The organism is Alteromonas macleodii ATCC 27126 (genome assembly GCF_000172635.2).
Taxonomy (GTDB): Bacteria; Pseudomonadota; Gammaproteobacteria; order Enterobacterales; family Alteromonadaceae; genus Alteromonas; species Alteromonas macleodii.
This window is the reverse complement of the sequence record NC_018632.1, coordinates 1,011,847-1,034,817: the sequence shown is the minus strand read 5'-3', so window position 1 is coordinate 1,034,817 and position 22,971 is coordinate 1,011,847. Positions and strand designations below refer to the sequence as shown.

At 44.4% G+C, this 22,971-nt stretch carries 22 protein-coding genes; 7 read left to right on the top strand and 15 right to left on the bottom strand.

Annotated elements, in window-relative coordinates; all coding sequences use genetic code 11:
• Positions 1-41: 41 nt before the first annotated feature.
• The 9 genes from bamA to rpsB all read right to left on the bottom strand — a co-directional run bounded on the left by bamA (position 42) and on the right by rpsB (position 10,102).
• Entirely contained in the window at positions 42-2,519 is a 2,478-nt protein-coding gene (bamA, locus tag MASE_RS04435) for an outer membrane protein assembly factor BamA (protein WP_014948560.1), read from the bottom strand.
• Between the two features lie 58 nt (positions 2,520-2,577).
• A complete protein-coding gene (rseP, locus tag MASE_RS04430) occupies positions 2,578-3,930 on the bottom strand; it encodes a sigma E protease regulator RseP (protein WP_014948559.1) in 1,353 nt (450 codons plus the stop codon).
• On the bottom strand, positions 3,924-5,111 hold the full coding sequence (gene ispC / locus MASE_RS04425; protein ID WP_014948558.1) for a 1-deoxy-D-xylulose-5-phosphate reductoisomerase: 1,188 nt from the start codon (positions 5,109-5,111) through the stop codon (positions 3,924-3,926). Before ispC ends, rseP begins: the two co-directional genes overlap by 7 nt.
• Entirely contained in the window at positions 5,111-5,974 is an 864-nt protein-coding gene (locus MASE_RS04420) for a phosphatidate cytidylyltransferase (RefSeq protein ID WP_014948557.1), read from the bottom strand. Before MASE_RS04420 ends, ispC begins: the two co-directional genes overlap by 1 nt.
• Before the next feature lie 54 nt (positions 5,975-6,028).
• On the bottom strand, positions 6,029-6,811 hold the full coding sequence (uppS, locus tag MASE_RS04415) for a polyprenyl diphosphate synthase (protein WP_014948556.1): 783 nt from the start codon (positions 6,809-6,811) through the stop codon (positions 6,029-6,031).
• Between the two features lie 9 nt (positions 6,812-6,820).
• Positions 6,821-7,378: a ribosome recycling factor gene (gene frr / locus MASE_RS04410; protein ID WP_014948555.1), complete on the bottom strand. Its 558-nt coding sequence runs from the start codon at positions 7,376-7,378 to the stop codon at positions 6,821-6,823.
• A gap of 23 nt (positions 7,379-7,401) precedes the next feature.
• On the bottom strand, positions 7,402-8,139 hold the full coding sequence (gene pyrH / locus MASE_RS04405) for a UMP kinase (RefSeq protein WP_014948554.1): 738 nt from the start codon (positions 8,137-8,139) through the stop codon (positions 7,402-7,404).
• A gap of 237 nt (positions 8,140-8,376) precedes the next feature.
• Positions 8,377-9,249: a translation elongation factor Ts gene (gene tsf, locus MASE_RS04400; RefSeq protein ID WP_014948553.1), complete on the bottom strand. Its 873-nt coding sequence runs from the start codon at positions 9,247-9,249 to the stop codon at positions 8,377-8,379.
• Between the two features lie 121 nt (positions 9,250-9,370).
• Entirely contained in the window at positions 9,371-10,102 is a 732-nt protein-coding gene (rpsB, locus tag MASE_RS04395; RefSeq protein ID WP_014948552.1) for a 30S ribosomal protein S2, read from the bottom strand.
• Positions 10,103-10,514: 412 nt separating this feature from the next.
• On the opposite strand from rpsB, the gene map reads away from it, so the two are divergent.
• The 3 genes from map to dapD all read left to right on the top strand — a co-directional run bounded on the left by map (position 10,515) and on the right by dapD (position 15,103).
• The gene (gene map / locus MASE_RS04390) at positions 10,515-11,309 is read left to right on the top strand and encodes a type I methionyl aminopeptidase (protein WP_014948551.1); all 795 of its coding nucleotides are present in this window, start codon (positions 10,515-10,517) and stop codon (positions 11,307-11,309) included.
• A 321-nt stretch (positions 11,310-11,630) separates the two neighbouring features.
• Positions 11,631-14,282: a [protein-PII] uridylyltransferase gene (gene glnD, locus MASE_RS04385; protein WP_014948550.1), complete on the top strand. Its 2,652-nt coding sequence runs from the start codon at positions 11,631-11,633 to the stop codon at positions 14,280-14,282.
• Positions 14,279-15,103 carry a 2,3,4,5-tetrahydropyridine-2,6-dicarboxylate N-succinyltransferase gene (dapD, locus tag MASE_RS04380; RefSeq protein WP_014948549.1) on the top strand — a complete coding sequence of 275 codons (825 nt, stop codon included), beginning with the start codon at positions 14,279-14,281 and terminating at the stop codon, positions 15,101-15,103. Before glnD ends, dapD begins: the two co-directional genes overlap by 4 nt.
• A 130-nt stretch (positions 15,104-15,233) precedes the next feature.
• Here dapD and MASE_RS04375 read toward each other — a convergent pair whose 3' ends face one another.
• The 3 genes from MASE_RS04375 to MASE_RS04365 all read right to left on the bottom strand — a co-directional run bounded on the left by MASE_RS04375 (position 15,234) and on the right by MASE_RS04365 (position 16,926).
• Positions 15,234-15,683, bottom strand: a complete 450-nt coding sequence (locus MASE_RS04375; RefSeq protein WP_014948548.1) for a flavodoxin domain-containing protein — start codon at positions 15,681-15,683, stop codon at positions 15,234-15,236.
• 66 nt (positions 15,684-15,749) lie between these two features.
• A complete protein-coding gene (gene truC / locus MASE_RS04370) occupies positions 15,750-16,589 on the bottom strand; it encodes a tRNA pseudouridine(65) synthase TruC (protein ID WP_014948547.1) in 840 nt (279 codons plus the stop codon).
• A complete protein-coding gene (locus tag MASE_RS04365; protein WP_232362808.1) occupies positions 16,582-16,926 on the bottom strand; it encodes a YqcC family protein in 345 nt (114 codons plus the stop codon). The genes truC and MASE_RS04365 overlap by 8 nt, the downstream gene beginning before the upstream one ends.
• Positions 16,927-17,130: 204 nt before the next feature.
• Between MASE_RS04365 and MASE_RS04360 the strand changes: the two genes are divergently transcribed.
• Both MASE_RS04360 and MASE_RS04355 read left to right on the top strand, forming a co-directional pair.
• On the top strand, positions 17,131-18,180 hold the full coding sequence (locus MASE_RS04360; protein ID WP_014948545.1) for a DUF3549 family protein: 1,050 nt from the start codon (positions 17,131-17,133) through the stop codon (positions 18,178-18,180).
• On the top strand, positions 18,181-18,483 hold the full coding sequence (locus tag MASE_RS04355) for a DUF3301 domain-containing protein (RefSeq protein ID WP_014948544.1): 303 nt from the start codon (positions 18,181-18,183) through the stop codon (positions 18,481-18,483). It abuts the gene before it with no gap.
• 995 nt (positions 18,484-19,478) lie between these two features.
• Here the strand turns inward: MASE_RS04355 and MASE_RS04350 are convergent.
• Together MASE_RS04350 and MASE_RS04345 are read right to left on the bottom strand one after the other, a co-directional pair.
• Positions 19,479-20,126, bottom strand: coding sequence for a GNAT family N-acetyltransferase (locus MASE_RS04350; protein ID WP_014948543.1), 648 nt, complete (start codon positions 20,124-20,126; stop codon positions 19,479-19,481).
• Positions 20,127-20,346: 220 nt separating this feature from the next.
• Positions 20,347-20,712, bottom strand: a complete 366-nt coding sequence (locus tag MASE_RS04345) for a DUF3192 domain-containing protein (protein WP_014948542.1) — start codon at positions 20,710-20,712, stop codon at positions 20,347-20,349.
• 343 nt (positions 20,713-21,055) lie between these two features.
• On the opposite strand from MASE_RS04345, the gene MASE_RS04340 reads away from it, so the two are divergent.
• The gene (locus MASE_RS04340; protein WP_230633697.1) at positions 21,056-21,322 is read left to right on the top strand and encodes a hypothetical protein; all 267 of its coding nucleotides are present in this window, start codon (positions 21,056-21,058) and stop codon (positions 21,320-21,322) included.
• Positions 21,323-21,381: 59 nt separating this feature from the next.
• On the opposite strand, the gene syd is transcribed toward MASE_RS04340, so the two are convergent.
• Positions 21,382-21,924: a SecY-interacting protein gene (gene syd / locus MASE_RS04335; protein WP_014948540.1), complete on the bottom strand. Its 543-nt coding sequence runs from the start codon at positions 21,922-21,924 to the stop codon at positions 21,382-21,384.
• A 145-nt stretch (positions 21,925-22,069) separates the two neighbouring features.
• Between syd and queF the strand changes: the two genes are divergently transcribed.
• A complete protein-coding gene (gene queF / locus MASE_RS04330) occupies positions 22,070-22,930 on the top strand; it encodes an NADPH-dependent 7-cyano-7-deazaguanine reductase QueF (protein WP_014948539.1) in 861 nt (286 codons plus the stop codon).
• Positions 22,931-22,971 lie beyond the last annotated feature (41 nt).

Genomic DNA, 22,971 nt, shown 5'->3' with positions numbered 1-22,971 from the left:
TTATTATAGAGCGCGCCTAAAAACGCGCTCGCTTTAATGTCTTAGAAAGTTTGACCAATGTTGAAAGTGAAGAATCTCGCATCGTCACCATCACGTTGCTGTATCGCTTTCGAGAAGCTGAATACCATCGGTCCCATTGGTGATACCCATTGGACCGATATACCTGCCGAGCTACGATACAGGCTCCAATCAGAATAGTCCAATAGCTCACCGCGTTGTGTAGATGCTATGTCAAACTGACGGTAATAGTCATAGTCGAACTCAGTATCCCACACGTTACCCACATCCACAAACAAACTTGTACGAACTGAGTTATCCATTTCTTCTTCAACAAATGGCGTAGGAACAATAAGCTCGATACCGCCAAGTGCCATCGCGTTACCACCTAGGCTTCGCGTCGACCAAGACAGCTGCGCATCAGCTGGATCGCCCGGGAACACTTCGCCATCAGGTCCAACTATAGTGCCCGTATTGCCTAGGAATACACCGCGAGGACCTACCGTGTTATTCTCGAATCCTCGTAGTGAATCAGAACCACCTGCCGTAAAGTTCTCTGTAAACGGTAATATTTGCTCATTGCCGTTAATATCACCGTAACCATTCCCGTAGCCAAGACGTACGCGCGCTAGGAAAGACCAGCGCTGGTTACGAGATAATGGGAAGTACCACTTACCGTCAAATACTGTCTTGAAGTAGTTAACGTCTGAGTTAGGCGTGGTAATACTGAATGACGCACGCTGAGACGAACCAGCAGTAGGGAACAGACCACGGTTAAGCGTACTTCTGCTCCAGCTTACGCTTGCCAAGAAGCTATCATATTTAATAGCCGCATCAGGATCTTCACCGTTAGTAAACTGATTATAGAACTGCTCAGTTTGCTCGTAGTAACCACGGTTGAATAGCTCTACGTTGCTGTAGGTCAAACCGAAGTTAATACGATTAAACTCGTTAATCGGATAACCAATGTTCGCACCAATAGACCAGCGCTTAGAGTTGTACTGAATAACGTTAAAGTCAGAACCGTCGAACTCACTATAGCCCAAGCTTCCGCCCAAACTAATACCGTCAATGGTAAAATAAGGGTCGTTGTAAGTGATTTGCGCACTGCGCTGATACGAAACCGTGCTTAGGTTAAGACCTACACGTTTACCTGTACCCAAGAAGTTATCTTGCTGGATACCCGCCTGTAGGCTTAGCTTCGTTCTGTCACCATAGCCGATACCAGCATTAAACGAGCCCGATGGCTGTTCTTTTACGTTAAAATTAACGTCTACTTTATCTTCTGAACCCGGGATACGTACCGTTTCAAATTCAACCTCTTCCATATAAGTAAGTCGAGAAAGCTGGTTCTTTGAAGACTCAAGTAAGTTATTCGACAGCCACGTACCTTCCATCTGGCTGACATTTTGACGCAGAACACTATCGGCTGTTACTACGTTGCCGTTAAATTTAATGCGGTTGACGTAGATACGTTTGCCTGGGTCAACGGACAGCGTCAGCTTAACCGTTTTATCTTCGTCGTTAATTTCGGGAACGGTAGTTACTGTTGGGTAAGCGTACCCAAATCGACCAAGATACTTACTGATAAACTCTTCTGTGTACGTTACTTCTGCTTGGTTATACAATTCACCCGTAGTAAGCGGAAGCACGCGTTCAATATACTCTTCGTGCCCGAGTACATCGCCTACCAGCTCAACTTCAGAAATGGTGTATTGCTCACCTTCTGTTACGTTCATGGCAATGTAGATACCTGACTTTTCAGGTGTCATTGAAACTTGTGTAGAGTCAACGTTGAAGCGAAGGTAACCACGGTTTAAGTAATGGTTACGCAGCGTTTCCATGTCCCCTTGCAACGTTTGCTGCTGGTAGCGAGTTTCCGACAGGAAATCCCACCAAGGCGTGTCGTATTGTAGCTCGAAAGCATCCATCAGCTCTTCGTCTGAGAAGATTTCGTTACCTACAATATTGATTTGTTCAATTTCAGCCGCGTCGCCCTCTTCGAAAAGTAATTTCAAGTCAACACGGTTACGCGGTAGCGGCGTTATAATAGCCGTCACGTCAGCATTATATTTACCTATGCTGTAAAAGAAGTCTTTCAGGCCATTCTCGATAGAGGTTAGTACGGTCTTATCGAGCGGCTCACCAATACGAACGCCGTTTCCGTCTAAGCTTTCCTGAAGTTGCTCATCTTTAATATCATCGTTGCCTTCAAAGATGATATTACTAATGGTAGGACGCTCAGCGACACGCACGACAAGCGTATTGCCATCACGAAGAATTTCAACATTTTCAAAGTGAGTTGAAGAGTACAACGAGCGAATAAGCTGCGTTACCCTGAATGTATTAAGCTCGTCGCCAACTTGAACGGGCAAGTAGGTTAAGGCTGCACCAAGTGCAACTCGTTGCAAACCTTCTACGCGAATGTCTTCAACGACAAATTCACTGTCTTGCGCCGCAGCATTGGCAAAGCTAGCACTGGAAAGAATGGCTCCGGCTGCTACTAACTGTTTTAACTTCATCTATTTTTCTTTTCCTGGCCGCGTTTTGTATTAGCTGTTTTGTACTTCCTGATTTGTATCAGGTTATGCGAGCGATATCGTTAAAAATTGCGATACCCATGATCATAAACAGAAGCACGCCACCTATTCTGTAACCCCATTCCTGCACCGCTTCAGGCACAGGTTTGCCTGTGATCCACTCCACGATAAAAAACATGAGGTGACCACCGTCAAGCATGGGCAAGGGTAATAAATTTATTATGCCTAAATTTACGCTTATTAAGGCAAGAAAACTCAAAAAGTACGCAAGTCCATACCCAGCACTTGTTCCCGCACCTTGAGCAATTGAGATAGGCCCACTCAAATTCTTCACTGACACGTCGCCCGTGATGAGCTTACCTATCATTTCGACACTGAGTGTCATAAGACGCCATGTTTTATCTAGCGCCTTCCCAATAGCCTCTATAATGCCATATTGATGCGTAAACACATACCCTTCTGGCCAAGGCTCAAATGTTGGGCTTACACCGAGATATCCACTTTGCCCTTGTGGTGTATCGCGGCGCGCTATCGTGGCATCTAACGTCAGTTGTTGTCCATCCCTTTGTATATCAAGCGAGATATTCTCGCCGGGACTTTCAACAATAACGTCAACTAATCGCTCCCACGATGACAACTTAGCGCCATTTAATGCAAGAAGCTCATCACCGGGTTTTAAACCCGCTTGCTGAGCCGCGCTTCCTTCACCTACAAACCCAACGGTTAACGTTGCATCTGGACGATAAGGGGTTAACCCTAAGCTGCTTAAAGGAGACTCGCTATCTGGGTCAAAGTTCCAAGAACCCAGTGTAAAAGTCAGTTCTTTTTCAACATTTGACGAATTTTTAACCGTAACATTGGCTTTTTCGGCGCCAATGTTTGAGACTATTTCCAGGTTTACCGCTTCCCAATCAGGCGTATTCCTGTCGCCAACTTTAATAATTTCATCACCAGGTTGCACACCAGCGATAGCTGCGATGCTTTCTGGCTCAACCTGTTTAACTACTGGCTTAACCGTTTCCAGTCCCACCAGATACATCAACCACAGTGCGAAAAACGCAAAAATAAAGTTAACGCCAGGGCCAGCAGCAATAACCGCCATGCGCTGCAAAACGGGTTTATTGTTAAACGCTTTGTCTTCTAACTCAGGCGGTACGTCATCAATGCGTCCATCGAGCATGCGCACGTATCCACCTAATGGGATCATAGCGATGACATATTCTGTGCCTGATTTACTTGTTTTACGCCATATAGGCTTTCCAAAACCAATTGAGAAGCGCTCTACCTGCACACCGCATTTACGAGCCACATAAAAGTGCCCCCATTCATGTACAGCAACCAAAATACCTAAGGCTACAATGAATGCACCAAGGCTCCATAAAAATGCTAGCACTGGAATTTACCTCGAATAATCTCGTTAGCTTTTGCTCTTGCAAGGCTGTCTTGCTCTAGTATTTGCTGAATAGAATTCACCGACACATTGGGCATAGCATTAAGCGTGGCGTCATTTACTTTAGCAATATCGCAAAACTGAATTTTGCCTTCTAGAAAGGCGTCGACAGCCACTTCGTTTGACGCGTTCACTCGTGTTGTTGCACATTGCCCTTCTTTACACGCATCAATAGCCAGCTTCAAATTCGGATAACGCTCAAAACAAGGGGTTTGAAAACTGAAATTTGAGATATCTGAAAAGTCGAGTGGCGTCACGCCCGCTTCAATTCGCTCAGGATGCGCCAAACCATAGGCAATTGGGGTACGCATGTCAGGGTTGCCCATTTGTGCGATGACCGAACCATCAATATATTGCACCATGGAATGAATAATACTTTGCGGGTGAATCACCACATCAATATCATCTGCGCCAGCACCGAACAGCCAACAGGCTTCAATAAACTCCAGCCCCTTGTTCATCATAGTTGCAGAATCGATTGTAATTTTTCTGCCCATCGACCAGTTAGGGTGTGTACTGGCTTCATCAATTGTAATTGACGAGAAGCTATCAAGCGGTCTTTCTCTAAACGGACCACCAGAACCCGTTAAGAGAATTTTACGAATGCCGGATGCGGCAAAGTTACCGTATTCATAATCATGCGGTAGGCACTGGAATATGGCGTTGTGTTCGCTGTCAATAGGAAGAATTTCAGCGCCGCTTTGGTTCGCAGCCTCGATAAATAAAGCACCAGACATGACTAACGCTTCTTTATTGGCAAGCAAAACCCGTTTACCCGCCTTTACTGCTGCCAGTGTGGGTAAAAGCCCTGCTGCACCCACAATGGCTGCCATTACAGCATCAACTTCAGGCGCGCTGGATACTTCTTCCAGCGCCTTAGCACCAGAGAGAATTTCTGCATCCACACCGTACTGGGATGCTAACTCACAGGCTAGTTTGTAGTTAGCGTCATCAGCAATTACCACATAGCGCGGCGCGCATTTCTGGGCCTGCTCCATAAGCAATTCAAGCTGTGAGTTGCCAGTAATAGCAAATACGCGATATTTGTCTGGGTGGCGGTTTATTACGTCGAGTGTATTACAACCAATGGAGCCTGTGGCCCCTAACACTGTTACTGTTTGCATTACGCCATCCAGGTTACATAGCAGAACGCAAAAACAGGGAATGCCGCGGTTAAACTGTCGATTCTATCGAGTACACCACCGTGTCCAGGGAGAATTTTGCCGCTGTCTTTAATGCCCGCACAACGCTTAAGCATGCTTTCGTTTAAATCGCCAAGGGCGGAAACAGCCACCGTAATACCGCCAATAGCAAGGTGAAGCCAAATACGCGAAGGCTCTACCTGATAGTGAAGGGCCGCAAAAGCGATAATAGCGAATGAAGCTGCAATACCGCCTAACAAGCCTTCTAAACTTTTACCTGGCGATACGTTAGGGCGTAACTTGTGGCGTCCGAATTTTACGCCAACAAAGAATGCACCAATATCTGCAGCCCAAACAATCCCCAGCACATAAAAGATGAGTGAAGCGCCGTAGAAAGGATCAACATCGTGCAAGCTCGTGCGAAGCGCAACAACCGCTACCCATGTGGGTATAAGCGTAAGTGCCCCAAATAGGGTTCTAACGCTGCGACTGTCTTTCCAGAACTTGGAATATTTGGGATAGGCTAGCACCATAAATAAAGACGCTATCCACCATAATACGGCAACCGTTAATATGGCACGGTATAAACCATGTAATTGGCCTTGATACCAAATCGTGCTGGCATCAACAATAAGAGACAAGGCTATACATATGGCAAAGGCCCCTGCCATATAAATGAGCTTTTTAGGACGTTCACATACGCCCGACATATTCGCCCATTCATAAGCGCCAATGCCGACAACACCAGCAATGGCTATTTCAAACCAAAAAATAGGAAGAAAAAGAATAGCGTAAAGCGCCAGTGGCGCGAGGATTAATGCAGTTATTATTCGTTGTTTTAGCATAATTTGCCCTTGGCTATCGTTACCAGGGCAAGCCTGATAATTGCCTGTATGGTGTTAACCATCGGCTGTGACTACCTGTTCACCGGTTAAACCGAAGCGACGTTGGCGAACGTTAAAATCGTCTACGGCCAATTGAAACACGTCTTCGTTGAAGTCGGGCCATAGTACGTCGGTAAAGTACAACTCTGCATAGGCACATTGCCACAGCAAGAAGTTGCTAATACGGTGTTCGCCACCTGTGCGAATAAGAAGGTCTAACTCAGGAAGGTTAGCTGTTGAAATGTGCGCATTCAGTGCGTCTTCACAGATGCTTTCCACATCAAGTTCGCCGCTTTTCACTTGCGTAGCAAGCTGCTTAGCCGCGTTTACAATGTCCCATCTACCACCGTAATTTGCGGCGATATTCAAGACCAAATCTTTGTTGTCTTTGGTCATGTCTTCAGCTTTACGAATTTTTTCGACCAGCTTGGCATCAAACGCCTCAACATCACCAATAACCTGTAGACGTACACCATTTTTGTGTAGTCTTTTTGCTTCGCTATTGAGGACAAGATTGAACAGCTCCATTAAGACACTGACTTCTTCCTCAGGACGTTTCCAGTTCTCACTTGAAAACGCGAATAGCGTAAGTGATTCAATACCGTTTTGACGTGCAAAGCGCACAACAGAACGAACAGACTCTACCCCGGCTTTATGACCAAAGGTACGAATTTTCCCTTTCTTTTGCGCCCATCGACCATTGCCATCCATAATGATTGCAACATGCTTCGGGCCAGCAGATTCTGCTGGCACCTCTGCTTTTGTCGATTTGGCTGCGCTTAAACGCTTTCCAATCATAATACTTACTTATACTTCCATTAGTTCTTTTTCTTTGTCAGCAAGCATGCTGTCAACTTTCTTAATGAAATCGTTAGTAATAGATTGAATGTTCTCTTCAGCAGCGCGGCTCTCATCTTCACTGATTTCTTTTTCTTTAAGAAGATCTTTGATGTCACCGTTCGCGTCACGACGGATGTTACGGATAGCGACACGACCACCTTCCGCTTCATTGCGAACAACGCGGATAAGGTCTTTACGACGCTCTTCAGTAAGAGGAGGAAGTGGAATACGAATTGAACCACCTGCACTCATTGGGTTTAAACCCAAATCAGACTGCATAATGGCTTTTTCTACCGCTTGAATGGCGCTTTTATCAAACACAGTTAACGCTAGAGTACGACTGTCTTCTGCAACGACGTTAGCCACTTGCTTTAGCGGCGTGTCTACGCCGTAATAAGGTACCATGATGCCATCTAGAAGGCTTGGATGCGCACGACCTGTGCGGATTTTGCTGAATTGGCCCTTAAGAGAAACTAGGCTTTTTTCCATGCGCTCTTGCGCATCTAATTCAATTTCATCAATCACGATTTGTATCCTATTGTTCTTAATTAATCGTTGTCAGCGTGGCGAATAACAGTACCTTCTTTTTCGCCCATCACAACACGCTTCAGGCAACCTGGCTTATTCATGTTGAATACGCGAATTGGCAAGCTGTGATCGCGCGCCAAAGTAAACGCTGACAAGTCCATCACTTTAAGTTCTTTTTCTAGTACTTCTTGATAAGTCAGTTCTTCATAAAGCGTTGCTTCTGGATTTTTCACCGGATCATCGCTGTAAACACCATCAACTTTTGTCGCTTTCAATACCGCATCGGCTTCAATTTCGATACCGCGTAAACAAGCCGCTGAGTCTGTGGTGAAGAAAGGGTTGCCTGTACCGGCAGAGAAGATAACAACACGGCCTGACTTAAGAAGGCTAATGGCTTCTGCCCAGTTGTAGGCATCGCAAACACCGTTTAGCGGTATTGCTGACATCATTCGCGCATTTACAAATGCACGATGAAGCGCATCGCGCATGGCTAAGCCATTCATTACGGTAGCCAGCATTCCCATGTGATCGCCAACAACGCGGTTCATTCCCGCTTTTGCTAAGCCTTCGCCACGGAACAAGTTACCACCACCGATAACAAGACCAACTTGAACACCAAGTTCAACCAGCTCTTTAATTTCTTGCGCCATTCTATCTAGCACTTTAGGGTCTATGCCAAAGCCTTCCGCCCCCATTAGGGCTTCACCACTAAGCTTTAACAAAATGCGTCGGTATGCTGATTTTGGTGTGATACTCATAGTTTGAATTGTCCTCGTAAACCCGTTTTGTCCTATGTCTTTCAACAAGCCACTGATGTAAAAAACATAGGACAAAGCGCTTTCGTTTGTCAGGCAGGCGCGTACTTAATCTCGCCTAGCTTCACACTTACGCATTGCAATGGCAACACTAAAGACGTTCAGCTATAAAAAAGCACCTCCTAAGAGGTGCTTTGTAGTTTATCTAACTATTGCTTAATGCAAAAGATAAACACTCAATTATTTCTTAGCAGCAGCCATTTGAGCAGCTACTTCAGCAGCGAAGTCTTCAGTCTTCTTCTCGATACCTTCACCAACTTCGAAACGTACGAAGTTGATTACGTCTGCGCTGTTGTTCTTAAGAAGCTCAGCAACAGAGATTGAAGGATCTTTAACGAAAGGCTGACCAGTCAAGCTCACTTCGCCAGTGAACTTCTTCATGCGGCCTGCAACCATTTTCTCAGCGATATCAGCTGGCTTACCAGACTGGATAGCGATTTCGATTTGGATTTCTTTCTCTTTCTCAACAACTTCTGCTGGAACATTTTCAGGCTTAACGAACTGCGGGCTTGCAGCTGCAACGTGCATTGCAACGTCTTTCGCTAGCTCTTCGTCACCGCCAGTAAGGATAGAGATAACACCAATACGGCCGCCGTGTACATACGCGCCTAGTGTATCGCCTTCAACGTTGATAACGCGACGAGGAGAGATGTTTTCGCCGATTTTAGCAACAAGTGCGTCACGAACTTCGCTTACTTTAGAACCGTTAAGTTCTGCATCGTTAAGCGCTTCGATGTCGTTGATGTTGTTAGCAGCTGCTACTTCTAGAAGCTCGTTACCAAATTTAAGGAAACCTTCGTCACGTGCTACGAAGTCAGTTTCACAGTTTAGTTCAAGCATAGTCGCGCGACCCGCTTCAACCTTAGTAAGGATTACACCTTCAGCTGCGATACGGCCTGCTTTTTTAGCCGCTTTCGCTTGGCCTGATTTACGCATGTTTTCAATGGCTAACTCAATGTCACCATCCGTTTCAACCAGGGCTTTTTTACAATCCAGCATACCTGCGCCAGTACGTTCGCGCAGTTCTTTAACTAGTGCTGCAGTCACTGCCATTTTTCAATTCCTCAGCATTAAATATAAATTCGTTAGGTAAAAGGGGCGATGTCGCCCCTCTCAATACGTTTCGTATTGTAGTACTGCCATATTATTAAGATATGACAGTAAGCAATCAGAATTACTCTGCTGCTTCTACGAAGTCGTCTTGCTCAGCTTGTACTTCAAGGTTGCTTTCGCGACCTGAGTTGATAGCGTTTGCAGCAGCATCCAAGTAAAGTTGGATAGCGCGGATAGCATCGTCGTTACCAGGGATGATGTAATCAACACCGTCTGGGTTAGAGTTAGTATCAACAACACCAACAACAGGAATACCTAGGTTACGAGCTTCTGTTACAGCAATGTGCTCGTGATCTGCGTCGATAACAAAGATCGCGTCTGGAAGACCGCCCATGTCTTTGATACCGCCAAGGCTGTTTTCAAGCTTGTCCATTTCGCGCTGAAGCATAAGTGCTTCTTTCTTAGTTAGCTTCTCAAACGTACCGTCTTGGCTTTGCTGCTCAAGATCTTTAAGACGCTTGATTGACTGACGTACTGTTTTCCAGTTAGTCAGCATACCACCTAACCAACGCTTGTTTACGTAGTACTGGTCGCACTTAAGAGCAGCATCTTTAACTGCTTCGCCAGCTGCGCGCTTAGTACCAACGAAAAGGATTTTACCTTTCTTAGACGCAACACCTGAAAGGTAGTTAAGTGCGTTGTTGAAAAGTGGAACCGTTTTTTCAAGGTTGATGATATGAACTTTGTTACGAGCGCCGAAGATGAAAGGCTTCATCTTTGGGTTCCAGTAACGAGTTTGGTGACCGAAATGCACACCTGCTTTCAGCATGTCACGCATAGAAACATTAGCCATTTTATTTTCCTCTTGGGGTTAGGCCTCCATATACCCCTTGTATCGATTCAGACCAACCTAAATTGAACTGAACACCCCGATACGAAGTGTCGGTATATGTGTGTTTTAATAAAATAAATTTACCCTCTAAAACGGTGCCAAATGCACGTGGCAAAATGAGCTTTCCGTCAGGGCGCGCGCTTTATACCACAATACCACCTAAGCCTCAAGTTTTGAGGGTAAAAAGCGACAATTTGAAGTATTTAGGTTAAAGAAAGTATAGAACCCTTAATGAGCTCGCTTTCCACCTCTGCCTTTAGCAGATAAAAACCAACAATATCATAACCTTACTAAGAATGACCTGAATAGTGTTATAATGCGTAAGTAATCAAAATTCTTCATCAAACTAGTTTCAAACGATTTGAGAGGCGCTGTGACAGCTATTATCAAAACCCCAGAAGAAATCGAAAAAATGCGCGTAGCCGGTAAATTGGCAGCCGAGGTGCTTACTATGATAGGGCCTTACGTAAAGAAAGGCGTTACCACAGATGAGCTAAATACTATTTGCCACGACTACATTGTAAATGAGCAAAAAGCGGTACCTGCGCCTTTAAACTACGGCCACCCGCCTTTTCCAAAGTCTATCTGTACGTCGGTAAACCACTGTATTTGCCACGGTATTCCTTCTGACAAGAAACTGAAAGACGGCGACATCATTAATATCGACGTGACAGTTATTAAAGATGGCTATCATGGCGATACGTCAAAAATGTTTGTGGTAGGTAAGCCTTCTATTCTTGCAGAACGCCTAATTCGCGTCACCCAAGAATGCTTATACAAAGCTATTGAGCAAGTGAAACCGGGCATGCGTCTTGGCGATATCGGTCATATTTGTCAAACCCATGCTGAAGCGCATAACTATTCAATAGTTCGTGAATACTGCGGCCACGGTATTGGCGCTAGTTTCCACGAAGAGCCACAAATTGTTCACTACGGAAAGCCAGGGACGGGTGATGTGTTAGAGCCAGGCATGTGCTTTACCATCGAACCTATGGTAAACGCAGGCAAGCGCTACTCAAAAGTGCTACCAGACCAATGGACTGTGGTAACTAAAGACAGAAGTTTAAGCGCCCAATGGGAGCACACCCTATTGGTCACTGAAACCGGCGTTGAGATTCTTACGCTTCGCGAAGAAGAAACCTTGGAACGCATCATTTCTCACGGATAAATCGACTTCGACAATATTGATAACGTTTCGAATAATCGCGTTAAAAATATGATTTCAGAAGATTGAGTCTATCGAATTATGCAAAGCAGCCGTTGAATTCGCGGCTGCTTTTTAATTAGCTCGTTAGCTCAAATTCCAACTATCAAAGTTCGGCATCGTGTGCCCACTCCCCTCATATTTACTGCGCTACACACCTATAACAAAAAACCATAAATATTCACAATTCAACCTAACTTATGCATTAATTTGCTACTGCGAACTACTAGCAATTCATGCTATTGTTCTTAGCGTCTAAAAAGAAGTCTATTTCAAAGGTGTATTTTGACGCTGCAATCACTGATAAAGAATATCGACACAATTAGCTCTGTTGATGAAATCCCCGCCATTAAATCGTGCGTGGAAGCCAGTTATGCCTGGATAACGGAGTCCTTCGACGCTACGCCGGTTAATCAACTCGTTACCGGTCGTGCACAGTTCGTCGATGCGTTGCTTTGTCATCTTTGGCAACTTTATGGTTTAGATACCGTCGACGAATTATCGCTTTGCGCCGTTGGTGGTTACGGCCGTGGTCATCTGCAACCTCATTCAGACATCGATTTACTCATAGTTAGTAAAAAGAAGCTTAAGCCCGATGTACAAGAAAAAATTGGCATGTTCATCACCCTTTTATGGGATATCAAATTAGATGTTGGCCAGTCAGTTCGCACTATCAAAGAAACGGTCAAGCTAGCAAAAGACGATATTACGATTGCGACCAATTTAGTGGAAAGCCGATTACTTTGCGGCAGTGAAGCCACCTTTGATAAATTGTGGGATGAAGTTAACGGTCGAAACTCATGGTCGAGCAAAGCGTTTTTCTCAGCCAAGTACGACGAGCAGAAAAAACGCCACGCCAAATTCAACGGTACCGCTTATAACCTTGAACCTAACATCAAAGAAAACCCCGGGTGTTTGCGTGATATTCAATCTATTGGCTGGGTCGCCAAAAAGCATTTTAAAGAATATGACGGCTGGAATTTAGTAGGCCACGGCTACTTTACAGAACAAGAGCACAGTGAATTAATTGCTTGTCGCATGCACCTTTGGAAAATGCGTTGTGCACTGCACCTGGTTGCAGGCAGAAGCGAAAACCGACTGCTGTTTGATTACCAACCTGACGTTGCAAAAATGATGGGGTATGGTGAAGAAGGTAAATCGTCTGTCGAAAAAATGATGCGGGACTTTTTCCGCACAGTGGCGCGGGTGTCTGAACTGAATCAAATGCTGCTTCAGCGCTTCAAGTACGACATGCTGAACCAAAGCGTTCAGAAAAGCGTGATCATAAACGAAGATTTCGAGCTGCTCGATAATATGATATCGCCACGACACGAAACCGTGTTCTCCTCTCCCGAAGCAATCTTGGACTTTCTGCATTTGGTGGCCAACACGCCAGAAGTACAAGGCCTCAGTACGATTTGCATACGTCAGCTGCGCAACGCTCACCGCGCTTTTGAAGCAGAATACTATGTTGAGCGCCCACTGTGCCGCGAAAAATTCATGCGCTTAATGAAACAGCCTGAGTTCTTTGATTTTGCATGGGACATCATGCATCAATACGGCATTTTACAAGCTTATCTTCCTGAATGGGATGCCATTGTGGGTATGATGCAGTTCGACTTGTTTCACGCCTACACGGTGGACGAGCACACTCACCGATTAGTGAAGCATGTTAACTACTTTTTCTCAAGGGCAAATAAAGACTTCCCACGCTGCGGCAGAATTTGCAGAAACCTCGATAAACCAGAAGTGCTTTATATCGCTGCTATTTTCCACGATATCGCCAAAGGTAGAAATGGCGATCATTCCACATTAGGCGCCCAAGATGTAGCAAAGTTCTGTCAGCAACACGATGTTCCCAGTGACGATGCTGAAATGATTGCATGGCTTGTAGAAAATCACCTACTGATGTCAGTGGTAGCCCAACGCCGCGATATTTATGACCCAGACGTTATAAGCGAGTTTGCTGGCGCGGTAAGAAGCCACAATCACCTTAATTTGCTTTATACGCTAACCCTTGCCGATATTCGTGCCACCAATGACAACCTTTGGAACGACTGGAAAGCATCTTTACTTCGCGAATTATATTTAATGACGCAAAAGGCATTGGATAATGGACTACAGTGTCAAGTAACATTGAACGAGCGAGTAACTACTCACAAACACCAAGCAAGGCAAATTTTGCAAGAGCGCGCTATTGAGCCTGTTGCTATAGATGCATTGTGGGCCCGCCTGGACGACGATTACTTTGTTCGCTTTAAGCCTACTCAAATCGCGTGGCATACTGATGAAATTATTAAAGCTCAGAATGAATGGCTTACACCAGAGCACGATGGTTTGTTAGTAAAAGCAAATGATAACAGCGCGAAAGGTGGCACTGAGGTGTTTGTTTACGGCAAAGATAGAAAAGCATTGTTTGCGCAAGTCGCGTCAGTGCTAGACAGTCGCAACTGTTCAATTCACGACGCCCACGTTACCGTGACCAGAGATGGCTATGTGTTCGATAGCATGCTTATTCTTGAAAATGACGGCAGTCGTATAAGCTCAGAGTCTCGCATTGCGTCCATTGAAAATGCTATTTCTGCTCAACTTGAAAAGCCGGGGCGTTCGCACGAAAATAAGCGTAAATTGCCTCGGCAAATGAAACAACTTGACGTGCCTACTAAGGTACGCTTTTTCAATATCAACGATGAAGCCACGCTTATTGAGTTAGAAGCCCTAGACGCTCCGGGCATTTTAGCTAAAATTGGTCACGCATTCGTTGATACTAATATGACGCTTAAGCTTGCGAAAATTGCCACCATTGGCGAGCGAGCAGAAGATATTTTTATCGTCAGCAATGAGGCTGGCAAAGCATTAACCCAAGAACAACAGGTGAACCTTAAAAAGCGTATCCTGTTCAAACTCGACCAACTTGAAGATATCACAATACCATGAATGAATTGAAAGCCATCATTGAAGACGCCTTCGAAAATCGCGATAGCATTAGCCCTTCATCTGCACCTGATGAAGTAAGAGATGCAGTAGCACAAGCTATTGACCTTTTAAACACAGGTAAAGCGCGCGTTGCAGAAAAAATTGCTGGCGAATGGGTAGTACATCAATGGCTTAAAAAAGCTGTTCTACTTTTCTTCCGTCTTCACAACAACGATGTGATTGAAGGCGCCGAAAGTAAGTTTTATGACAAAGTACCGCTTAAGTATACAAACTATACTGCTGAACAGTTTGCGGCTGACGGCGCGCGTATTGTTCCACCAGCAGCGGTACGTACGGGTACATTCGTAGGTAAGAACGCGGTTGTTATGCCTTCTTACGTAAACATTGGTGCGTTTGTTGACGAAGGTACTATGGTTGATACATGGGCGACAGTAGGCTCGTGCGCGCAAATTGGTAAGAATGTTCACCTTTCTGGTGGCGTGGGCATTGGTGGCGTATTAGAACCGCTTCAGGCTAACCCCACCATTATTGAAGATAACTGCTTTATCGGCGCGCGTTCTGAAATCGTAGAAGGCGTGATTGTTGAAGAAGGTTCTGTTATCTCAATGGGCGTTTACATCGGTCAGAGCACTCGTATTTATGACCGCGAAACCGGTGAAGTTCACTATGGCCGTGTACCAGCAGGTTCAGTAGTCGTGGCGGGTAACCTGCCAAGCGCAGATGGTAAATACAGCCTTTACGCCGCTATCATCGTGAAGAAAGTAGATGCGAAGACCCGCGCGAAAGTAGGTATCAACGCGCTACTTCGCGGCGTAGAATAAGCAGTATTTCTGGCTTATCGCTAACGGCTCGGGTTAATTTTAATTAGCCGAGCCACATGCTGAAAGACTCACAAATTAAAAGAGGCGCTTATGCGCCTCTTTCTTTTCGTAATCAGAACATTTCTAAGACTTAAGCCAACAGCTTATCTTTAATGGTGTTTACCCACTCTACTACGTCTTTTTCGGGCTCTAGGGTTTCAATCGCGTCAACCTCTAACATGTCGGCAACTGCGTTACCTTGTAGCTCGATCAGTAACGCATGAAACTGTTTACCTGCACCACAGAAACTATCGCCATAGCTGCTATCGCCTAGCGCTGCTACCGCGAATGGCTTGCCGGTTAGCATAGGCGATTCGTCTTTCAGATCTGAAAACACAAACTCAAGGTTTGGTGGTACATCGCCCTGCCCTGTTGTAGAGGTAATGATCAAAAGTGCGTCAGCATCAGTAAAATCTGCAACCGACGGGTCGCTTTCTAGTGAGCAATCCACGCCCTGTTCAGCTAAGTTCTCTTCCACCTGCTCAGCTACGTGTTGCGCATTGCCGTAAACTGTACCCGCAATAATTTTCAATGTTGCCATTTTTACCTCTTAAACCAATGATCGTCGCCTTTGTCGACAGGCGGAAATTCTTACTATTTTATCAACCTAAACGCAAAACGGCGCTAATTTTTCGAGCCATAGTCGCATTTCACTGTGCATCTGTGAATTAATTGATACCCACTTTCCAGTGACAGGATGAGAAAAGCCCATTTGAGTACAACTTAAGGCCAAATTGTTAAAATTAAAGTGCTGCTTGGCGAATTTGTTTTGTTTGCCGTCCCCGTGGGTCGTGTCGCCGATAATGGGGTGACGAATATGAACCATGTGCCGACGAAGCTGATGTTTACGACCGGTACTAGGAGAAAGCTTAACTAGCGAATATCGTGCACTTTGGTATTTGCCCACAGGCTCAGGCACTTCGAATTTTGCCACTGACTGATACATAGTTGATGCTGGTTGTGGCGGCTGCTGCGGGCGCTTATGCTTGTCTGCAATTTTGTCGTAGCGGTATTTTAGGGCGTAATCGATATACCCTGTGTGATGCACAAAACCGCGAACTATAGCGTGATACGTTTTTACTACCTGCTTGTCCATCATCTGCTGTCCAAGCTTTGCTGCAATTTCTGAGCTAAAGCTAAACACCAGCACACCTGAAGTGGGTCGGTCTAAACGATGAGCAGGATAGACGTGCTGGCCTATTTGGTCTCTAAGTGTCTGTACTGCGAACACCGTTTCATGTCTATCAATCGGGCTTCTGTGTACTAGTAGGCCAGGCGGCTTCTCAATCGCGATGATATGTTCATCTTGGTACAGCACAGGTAAATGAAGAGCATTGACACTATCTTCCTCACCAACGTCTACCTTTCCTATTGTTTGCTCATCTGAATGCACAGTTAATTGGCCTTTTAAATCGTTCTGCATAGTGCGTTGTGTTTGCTCACCCAATGTCTCCATTGGCAATATTATCAATAACTTGAAGCTGGGACAGAGTGCGCTGATGCGCCGATGACAGATATATTTCTGCTGCGGGCGCAATTTGCATGGGTGGTAAAGGCATTTCCTGTTTCAACAAAATGCGCATTTTGGGAATAAAAATAAAAGCCAACCAACTCTCAAACGCTAAACAGTCGACCGCAAAAGGAACTGCACTTTCCGTGGCATTTTTAAGTTCTTGCTCAGCAGGCATTTTCTTAGGCCAAACACCCTCTTGTTCCATAGCAGTTTCTAACTGCTCCAATGCCCTACCTAGTGCATTGTGACAGGCACTACTCACTTTACTCACAGCAACTCCGCAAAAAACTTCTATTTCGAAGCGCGCAGTATATCAGGGGCTAAAGATCTACATAAGTCCGCGTGTCTTATCGTTGAAATTCATCTGCTGTGATACCATTATCCGTCTTTGTTGGCGGTATCTCATCGACGTGCCCCTTTAAATAGATGTGACAGCCTGGCAAATTTTGATTAAAGCAGTATTTTGGAACGAGTTATGAGCGCTAACAGTATTAATTCTATCAGCGAGTTTTTGTTACATGCAGGCACTGAATACCAGGTTTTTGATTTAGGTCGTCGCCTTGAACCCACAGATAGTCAGACTTTTCTAGAAATAGAAAACGGCAGTGCTTACGCGCCCTACCCTCGTCAGCAGCATGCGTGGTTCGGCATCGTCTTTTGGAATAAAAATGCCTCTACGCAACACTATATTTGGTTTGTGAAACTGCCGCTTGATGAGCAAGGCTTAGTGGTGGCCGCTGCAAGGAATCACTTTCTAGAGATTATTGTTGAGGCATTAGGTCAGTCGGTTGCTGAAGATACTGAAAACGCACAAACACTGCCTGACAATCCTTATTCGTTTGTTCCCAATCAATCGCAGCTTGCTCAATTTAACGCACTAGTTAAACGCACCCTAAGCCAACCTTTAAGTGAAGAGGCGCAAAAAGTTGAGGCCTACGTTCAAGCCCCGCAACTTGTTGATTGGCAGCAAATATCCATGCAGAGCGTGGCCGACTTTGTACATAGCCTAAGCCATCACCCCAAACAAGATGTATTAGCGCAGGCAATTAAAACCAACACCTCACTTTACTCGGACGTTTTCCTTAACACATTGATGGAAATGAGTGAAAGCGTTTCTCTGCCTGAAAATTTATTAGCGGCGTATTTGGATGAGATAGATAAAAGTGACGACATCAATTTAGCGGCGTTAAGAGGCACGTCAGAGGGTACCTTTAACCCGACCATTAACAACAAACTACTCGAACTATTAAAAAGCGAAAAGTCGCAGAGACTTGATATTTTAAGCGTTATTGCAGCACGTCATTTCGAGCAAATGGAACCACTACTGCTTAGTGCCTTTTTAGAGCAGGCGGCAAACGTTGATGAAAAAGAGGGTCATAAGGGCGCCTTATTCGCAGGCTTCTTTTCAGATTTAGTACAAGTCCCGAAGTTACGCAGACAAGTGCTAACACTCCTGCATTCCAAAGCCAACCCTCAGATTCTCACCAATGCATTTCAACAATTGTTTGCACAAGCGAGAAAGTAAATGACGTTACTTGAGTTAGTGGTGTGGATGGTTATTGGGTTTACTGGCTATCAGTTTTGGCGCATACGGGCTATTTCTGAACGAACAAACGCTTACCTAAAACAATACTGCGATAAACATGGTTTGCAGTTGTTGAGCGTGGCAAGAGCAAAAACTCGGTTCTCGTTTAAATATGGTAAGCCAGACTGGCACAGTGTATTCAACTTTGAGTTCTCGAGTAATGGTGAGGACCGATATACTGGGGAAGTTGAATTAATAGGTGTAAGGGTTATGCGAACAGAGGTGCCGCCGCATAGGGTTTAAGCTTCTATGTCGAAGAGCGTGAGCGGCTCTTAATTCACCATTCAGGCCAGGTTTTACATAACAAGTGCACACGGATTGGTAATAACAACGCAAAAAAAAGGGGAACCTAGCGGCTCCCCTTTTTCCTGGAATTTTGAGTATCCTTCTCCGCGATCCTTTGCGACTAAAATCTTCCCGATTAAAATCCGTATACGCCCCTTTCCATCTACTCTCGCGCCTTCCTGTGCGAGCTACACATCCATGCGTAGGTCCCTTTCCTTTTATCCTAATTTACTGTACATCCTTCATACAGTGTTCCTCTTCCTGAGGCTGTCCTTGTCAGACTCCGCTGACGTTCCCTTCCCTCATTCCATTATTTGCTGTACATCCTGCTACAGCTTTGCCAATCCTTTAGCATGTCCTTCTTTCGTCCTTGGTTTGCTCGTCCATGCAAACTAGAAATTCCTTAATGGCTATCCTGCCGTTGGCTTCTTGCCTCTAGCTCCTTGCTAGCTCTCGTCCATTTTTCCCTGCTACATCCTGTATGCGAAGTCCTTTCACATTTTACGTCCCTGAATCCCTTTATATCCTTTAAAATCCGTTTCTAACATCCTGTTAATGCAGTGTCCTATCTGCTTTCCTTTCCCTTTCCCCACTGCCTTGTGGGAGTCTCATCCTTAAGTTGTCCTAACTTATTCCGTTGATGATCCTTGACTCAATCCGTGACTCGTCGTGTTTCCTTGTGACATGTTCATAGTATCCCTTCCAATTATTACCGCCATATTGAATTACAGAGATTTAAGAAAGATTCTTGTACGACTTTTGACTAATTTTTAAAAACTTCAATATAATCAATAGCTTTATACTTTAGTATAAATTAATCTTTCATCATTTAGGTAAGATCACTCACAGCGTTTGTAGGAAATGTCTTACAAACGCTGTAGTAAATTTGGTGTAAAGATTGGAACTGCAACTGGTGAGGTTTTGGTAGGAGTATCACATCGAATAAAAAAACATCATTTTAGCCTGAACATTACCTCACCGTTCACATGAGAAAGGCTTAGTTGTCCTACAACCTGATAATTGTCATCGTTAAAGAAAGCGCGATGTTTTTCTATGGTCACGAACACCGAAACACCCTCACTTTTTTCATCTTCCTCTACCACGCTATCAATAGCGCCAAGTAATATATGCCCAAGCCCATGATGTTGATAATCTGGATGCACTGCGATGAAACTCAGCATGTGGAAGTTATCGGCGGGAACTAATGCTCGCACTTTTTCTTCTTTCTCTAGCATTTGCTTTGTACCGAACAAACCTGCCGTTAAAAGCATCCGCAATCTCCAGTGCCAGTAACGTCCTGAACCAAATGCTGCATCGGGCGCGGTCAAGCATGCAACGGCAATAAGCCGCTCATCATCGAACAGGCCAATCATCGGCTGCTCTGCAACCCAAAATGCATTGAGCTCTTCACGGATAGCTGACCGTAGACGGCTTTCATAACCTTCTTTTTCTGCTTGGAAAATGTCAATGAACAATGGGTCATCTACATACGCATTGTAAAGAATAGAGGCGGCAACTTTAAGATCATCTACAGATAGATAGATGGCTTTAACCGTGTCTTGCAAGGGGGCTATTGCATTATTAATAGCATCAGTATTCATCAGGGGCTCCTTGTACGCAAAGTTATACAGCTGCTTTTACCCATTTAAATAAAATGGGAGAAGTGGACACTACCGCACAACTTTTATCATTGCGCCAACCACCCACTTAAACTGATTAAACTTTAGCCTACGCGAAAAACCCCTGCATGTTAACTTTTTATTAACATTTAAAAACAGTTAGTAATGCCTACTTTCGTAATCAATTACCAACTAACGATTGTTAGTGCATTAAGCTATAAGCACTGTCACCCCAGCCAACTAAATTTCCATTTCTGAAAACCAACGGCGTACACTCGTCTTTTGTGGTGATACCATCGCCCATCGTTTTTTGAGTTCGGTAGTAAAGTACGCGATATGTGCCGTCTTGCTTTTCGAACAGTTCGTTGAAATCCGCAACGCCCATTTTTCTCAATACACTTTCGTAAGTTGTCCCTGTTTCAAGATTCGCGATGTGTTTACGATTGTTAAACTCTCTGTCTTCCCAATCAGCACCATAGTGACTATCTGAACCGCCACCTACTGATACGACACAACCTGAAAGCAAAACTGAAGATGCCAAAGCTACTGAAAGAAGAACCGTTTTCATGTGAATTCCTTAATTATGTGTGTTGTTTTTATTCGATACTACGCCTACTTTGTGAACCGACACTGAATAGACATAAATGCGCTAACGTAAGAACCACTGCGTTTATGCGTGATAATGTAAGTTATGATTGGTAAACAAGATTAAGGCCAAAAATTAAATCATTGATTTTTATACCAATCTTAATAACACCAATCTACGAAGGCTTTGAAAAATAGTGAAATCAGTAACTTATTAGTGAAATTGACTACGTAGACAGGCTACACTGCTAATATTCATGACTTTCAACCATTTTCGTATTATGAGTAACGCTAACCTGCAGCAACTTCACGTTTTGTGCCTTCAAATGCATAAAGAAGGAAAAACACCGTCCGTAGGCATTTTACGTGCAAAAGCTCCCTTTAAGGTATCGGTAACCGAAGCTATTGAAGCGATTAAGCGATTTAACGCACACAAACCTAAGTTAGAGGTATCTAAGGACGAAAACGTAGCACAACATAATCCTGTCGCCACAACTGATGAATTAGGCAATTTGCATGCACGGGTAGAGTCATTAGAAAAAGAAGTGGCGGAGTTAAAGCGGACGCTACATCAAATTATTAACGCCCAATAGCTTTTAGTCTTGCAGGCCGGTAATTTTAGGTCTGATTGACGTCAGTCAACGCATTAACGTTATATAGCAGGTGTAAGCTGCTCAATAAACACCGCAAGAGATGGCGCAAGAATTTTGGCAGGCTCTCTGCCAACCTGCTCGAGTGCCACTTCGCCACTTTCGTTGACAACGGTTAAAATAAAATCATCTTCGTCAGTTAAACCAAAAAACAATGTTGGCGCTTGCCTAAGTCTTTGCTTCATCAACAAATGCCCAATCAAGTTTTGCTGTAATCTTTCAAAATCTTCGGTATTGAAAACTTGAAGCAATTCACAGTGACCTTGCGGGGAGTTAGCCTTTAAATTATCGCTGTAGTAACGAGTAAAATACTCGCAGTAGTCAGGATTTAGCTTTAGCGATAATGCCTCTTCAACATTACTGAAAGACTGCACAGGCGATTGAAGCGTAGGAGACCATCTTACAAGCTCACCGTCTTGCGCCGTCGTCTCATAGCACGGCGAGGGCCACTCGCTATCAAATGCTATCTTGAGTCCCTCGGCCTCGGCCTGTTCGACATAAGATGATACAAATTTATCTAATTGTGCTGAAATTGTTAGAGCCATTATGACGTTACCTGCGTATTTTTGGGGTACACTATACAACTAAACAGTTAAGTCAATACTAGGGTTAATTCTACTGCGCCGTAAGACTGTGTGCCGCTGTGCAGTTCAACAATTTAAATCCCGCGTAGATACATAAAAGGTTCTTATGTCGACGGACAACTCACCTCAAAAAATTACTATCTCTGCACCTGATGACCTCTCTTTGGGTAAACAGGTTGACTATGAATTTGAATATAATCCTGGCTTGTTGCAAGGCGTGCCGCGCAGTTTAAGTCGTGATACGTTAAACTTGGCTGGCTCAGGTTTACCTTTTGATGGTATCGACACTTGGACAGGATACGAACTTTCTTGGCTAAATTTAAAGGGTAAACCTAATGTGGCAATTTTAGAATGCCACGTTCCTATTACCTCAAAGAACCTAATCGAATCAAAATCATTTAAGCTATATTTGAATAGCTTCAACCAAACAAAATTCGCTTCAGCAGAGGACGTACGACAAGTGCTTCAAGCGGATTTGTCAGCGTGCGCAGGAGAGCCTGTCGAGGTAAAGCTAATTCTTCCAGAGCAGTTTTCTTCGCTACAATTCCAAGAATTTAACGGAACCTTGTTAGATAGTCTGGATGTAGAAATCGATCAATATTCCCCTAATACTCAATATTTGACTGTTGCGAAAAATGAAACAGGAATTCAAGAGACGCTTGTTTCTCATTTACTTAAATCTAATTGTTTAATCACAAGTCAGCCAGATTGGGCTAGTATTCAAATAAGGTATGAAGGAAAAGCTATTGAACACGAAGGGCTTTTAAAATATCTAATTAGCTTTAGGCAACACAACGAGTTTCATGAGCAATGCGTTGAGCGCATTTACAACGACATCATGCAGCATTGTCAGCCAGATAAGTTAACCGTTTGTGCGCGTTACACACGACGAGGGGGTTTAGATATCAACCCTTTCCGTTCAAATTACGAAGCGCCTTATGCTAATCATCGTCAAGCACGTCAGTAATATAACGGTGAAGTACCTACCAACGCTACCTAAGCCGCGGC

What these genes read in the sequence shown, in the direction of transcription:
- bamA (WP_014948560.1), bottom strand. Translation starts at nt 2,519, where the DNA reads ATGAAGTTAAAACAGTTAGTAGCAGCCGGAGCCATTCTTTCCAGTGCT.
- MASE_RS04360 (WP_014948545.1), top strand. Translation starts at nt 17,131, where the DNA reads ATGAGCGCTAACAGTATTAATTCTATCAGCGAGTTTTTGTTACATGCA.
- syd (WP_014948540.1), bottom strand. Translation starts at nt 21,924, where the DNA reads ATGGCTCTAACAATTTCAGCACAATTAGATAAATTTGTATCATCTTAT.
- MASE_RS04345 (WP_014948542.1), bottom strand. Translation starts at nt 20,712, where the DNA reads ATGAAAACGGTTCTTCTTTCAGTAGCTTTGGCATCTTCAGTTTTGCTT.
- MASE_RS04375 (WP_014948548.1), bottom strand. Translation starts at nt 15,683, where the DNA reads ATGGCAACATTGAAAATTATTGCGGGTACAGTTTACGGCAATGCGCAA.
- MASE_RS04420 (WP_014948557.1), bottom strand. Translation starts at nt 5,974, where the DNA reads ATGCTAAAACAACGAATAATAACTGCATTAATCCTCGCGCCACTGGCG.
- tsf (WP_014948553.1), bottom strand. Translation starts at nt 9,249, where the DNA reads ATGGCAGTGACTGCAGCACTAGTTAAAGAACTGCGCGAACGTACTGGC.
- pyrH (WP_014948554.1), bottom strand. Translation starts at nt 8,139, where the DNA reads ATGAGTATCACACCAAAATCAGCATACCGACGCATTTTGTTAAAGCTT.
- MASE_RS04355 (WP_014948544.1), top strand. Translation starts at nt 18,181, where the DNA reads ATGACGTTACTTGAGTTAGTGGTGTGGATGGTTATTGGGTTTACTGGC.
- uppS (WP_014948556.1), bottom strand. Translation starts at nt 6,811, where the DNA reads ATGATTGGAAAGCGTTTAAGCGCAGCCAAATCGACAAAAGCAGAGGTG.
- MASE_RS04340 (WP_230633697.1), top strand. Translation starts at nt 21,056, where the DNA reads ATGCATAAAGAAGGAAAAACACCGTCCGTAGGCATTTTACGTGCAAAA.
- queF (WP_014948539.1), top strand. Translation starts at nt 22,070, where the DNA reads ATGTCGACGGACAACTCACCTCAAAAAATTACTATCTCTGCACCTGAT.
- MASE_RS04350 (WP_014948543.1), bottom strand. Translation starts at nt 20,126, where the DNA reads ATGAATACTGATGCTATTAATAATGCAATAGCCCCCTTGCAAGACACG.
- rpsB (WP_014948552.1), bottom strand. Translation starts at nt 10,102, where the DNA reads ATGGCTAATGTTTCTATGCGTGACATGCTGAAAGCAGGTGTGCATTTC.
- ispC (WP_014948558.1), bottom strand. Translation starts at nt 5,111, where the DNA reads ATGCAAACAGTAACAGTGTTAGGGGCCACAGGCTCCATTGGTTGTAAT.
- dapD (WP_014948549.1), top strand. Translation starts at nt 14,279, where the DNA reads ATGAATGAATTGAAAGCCATCATTGAAGACGCCTTCGAAAATCGCGAT.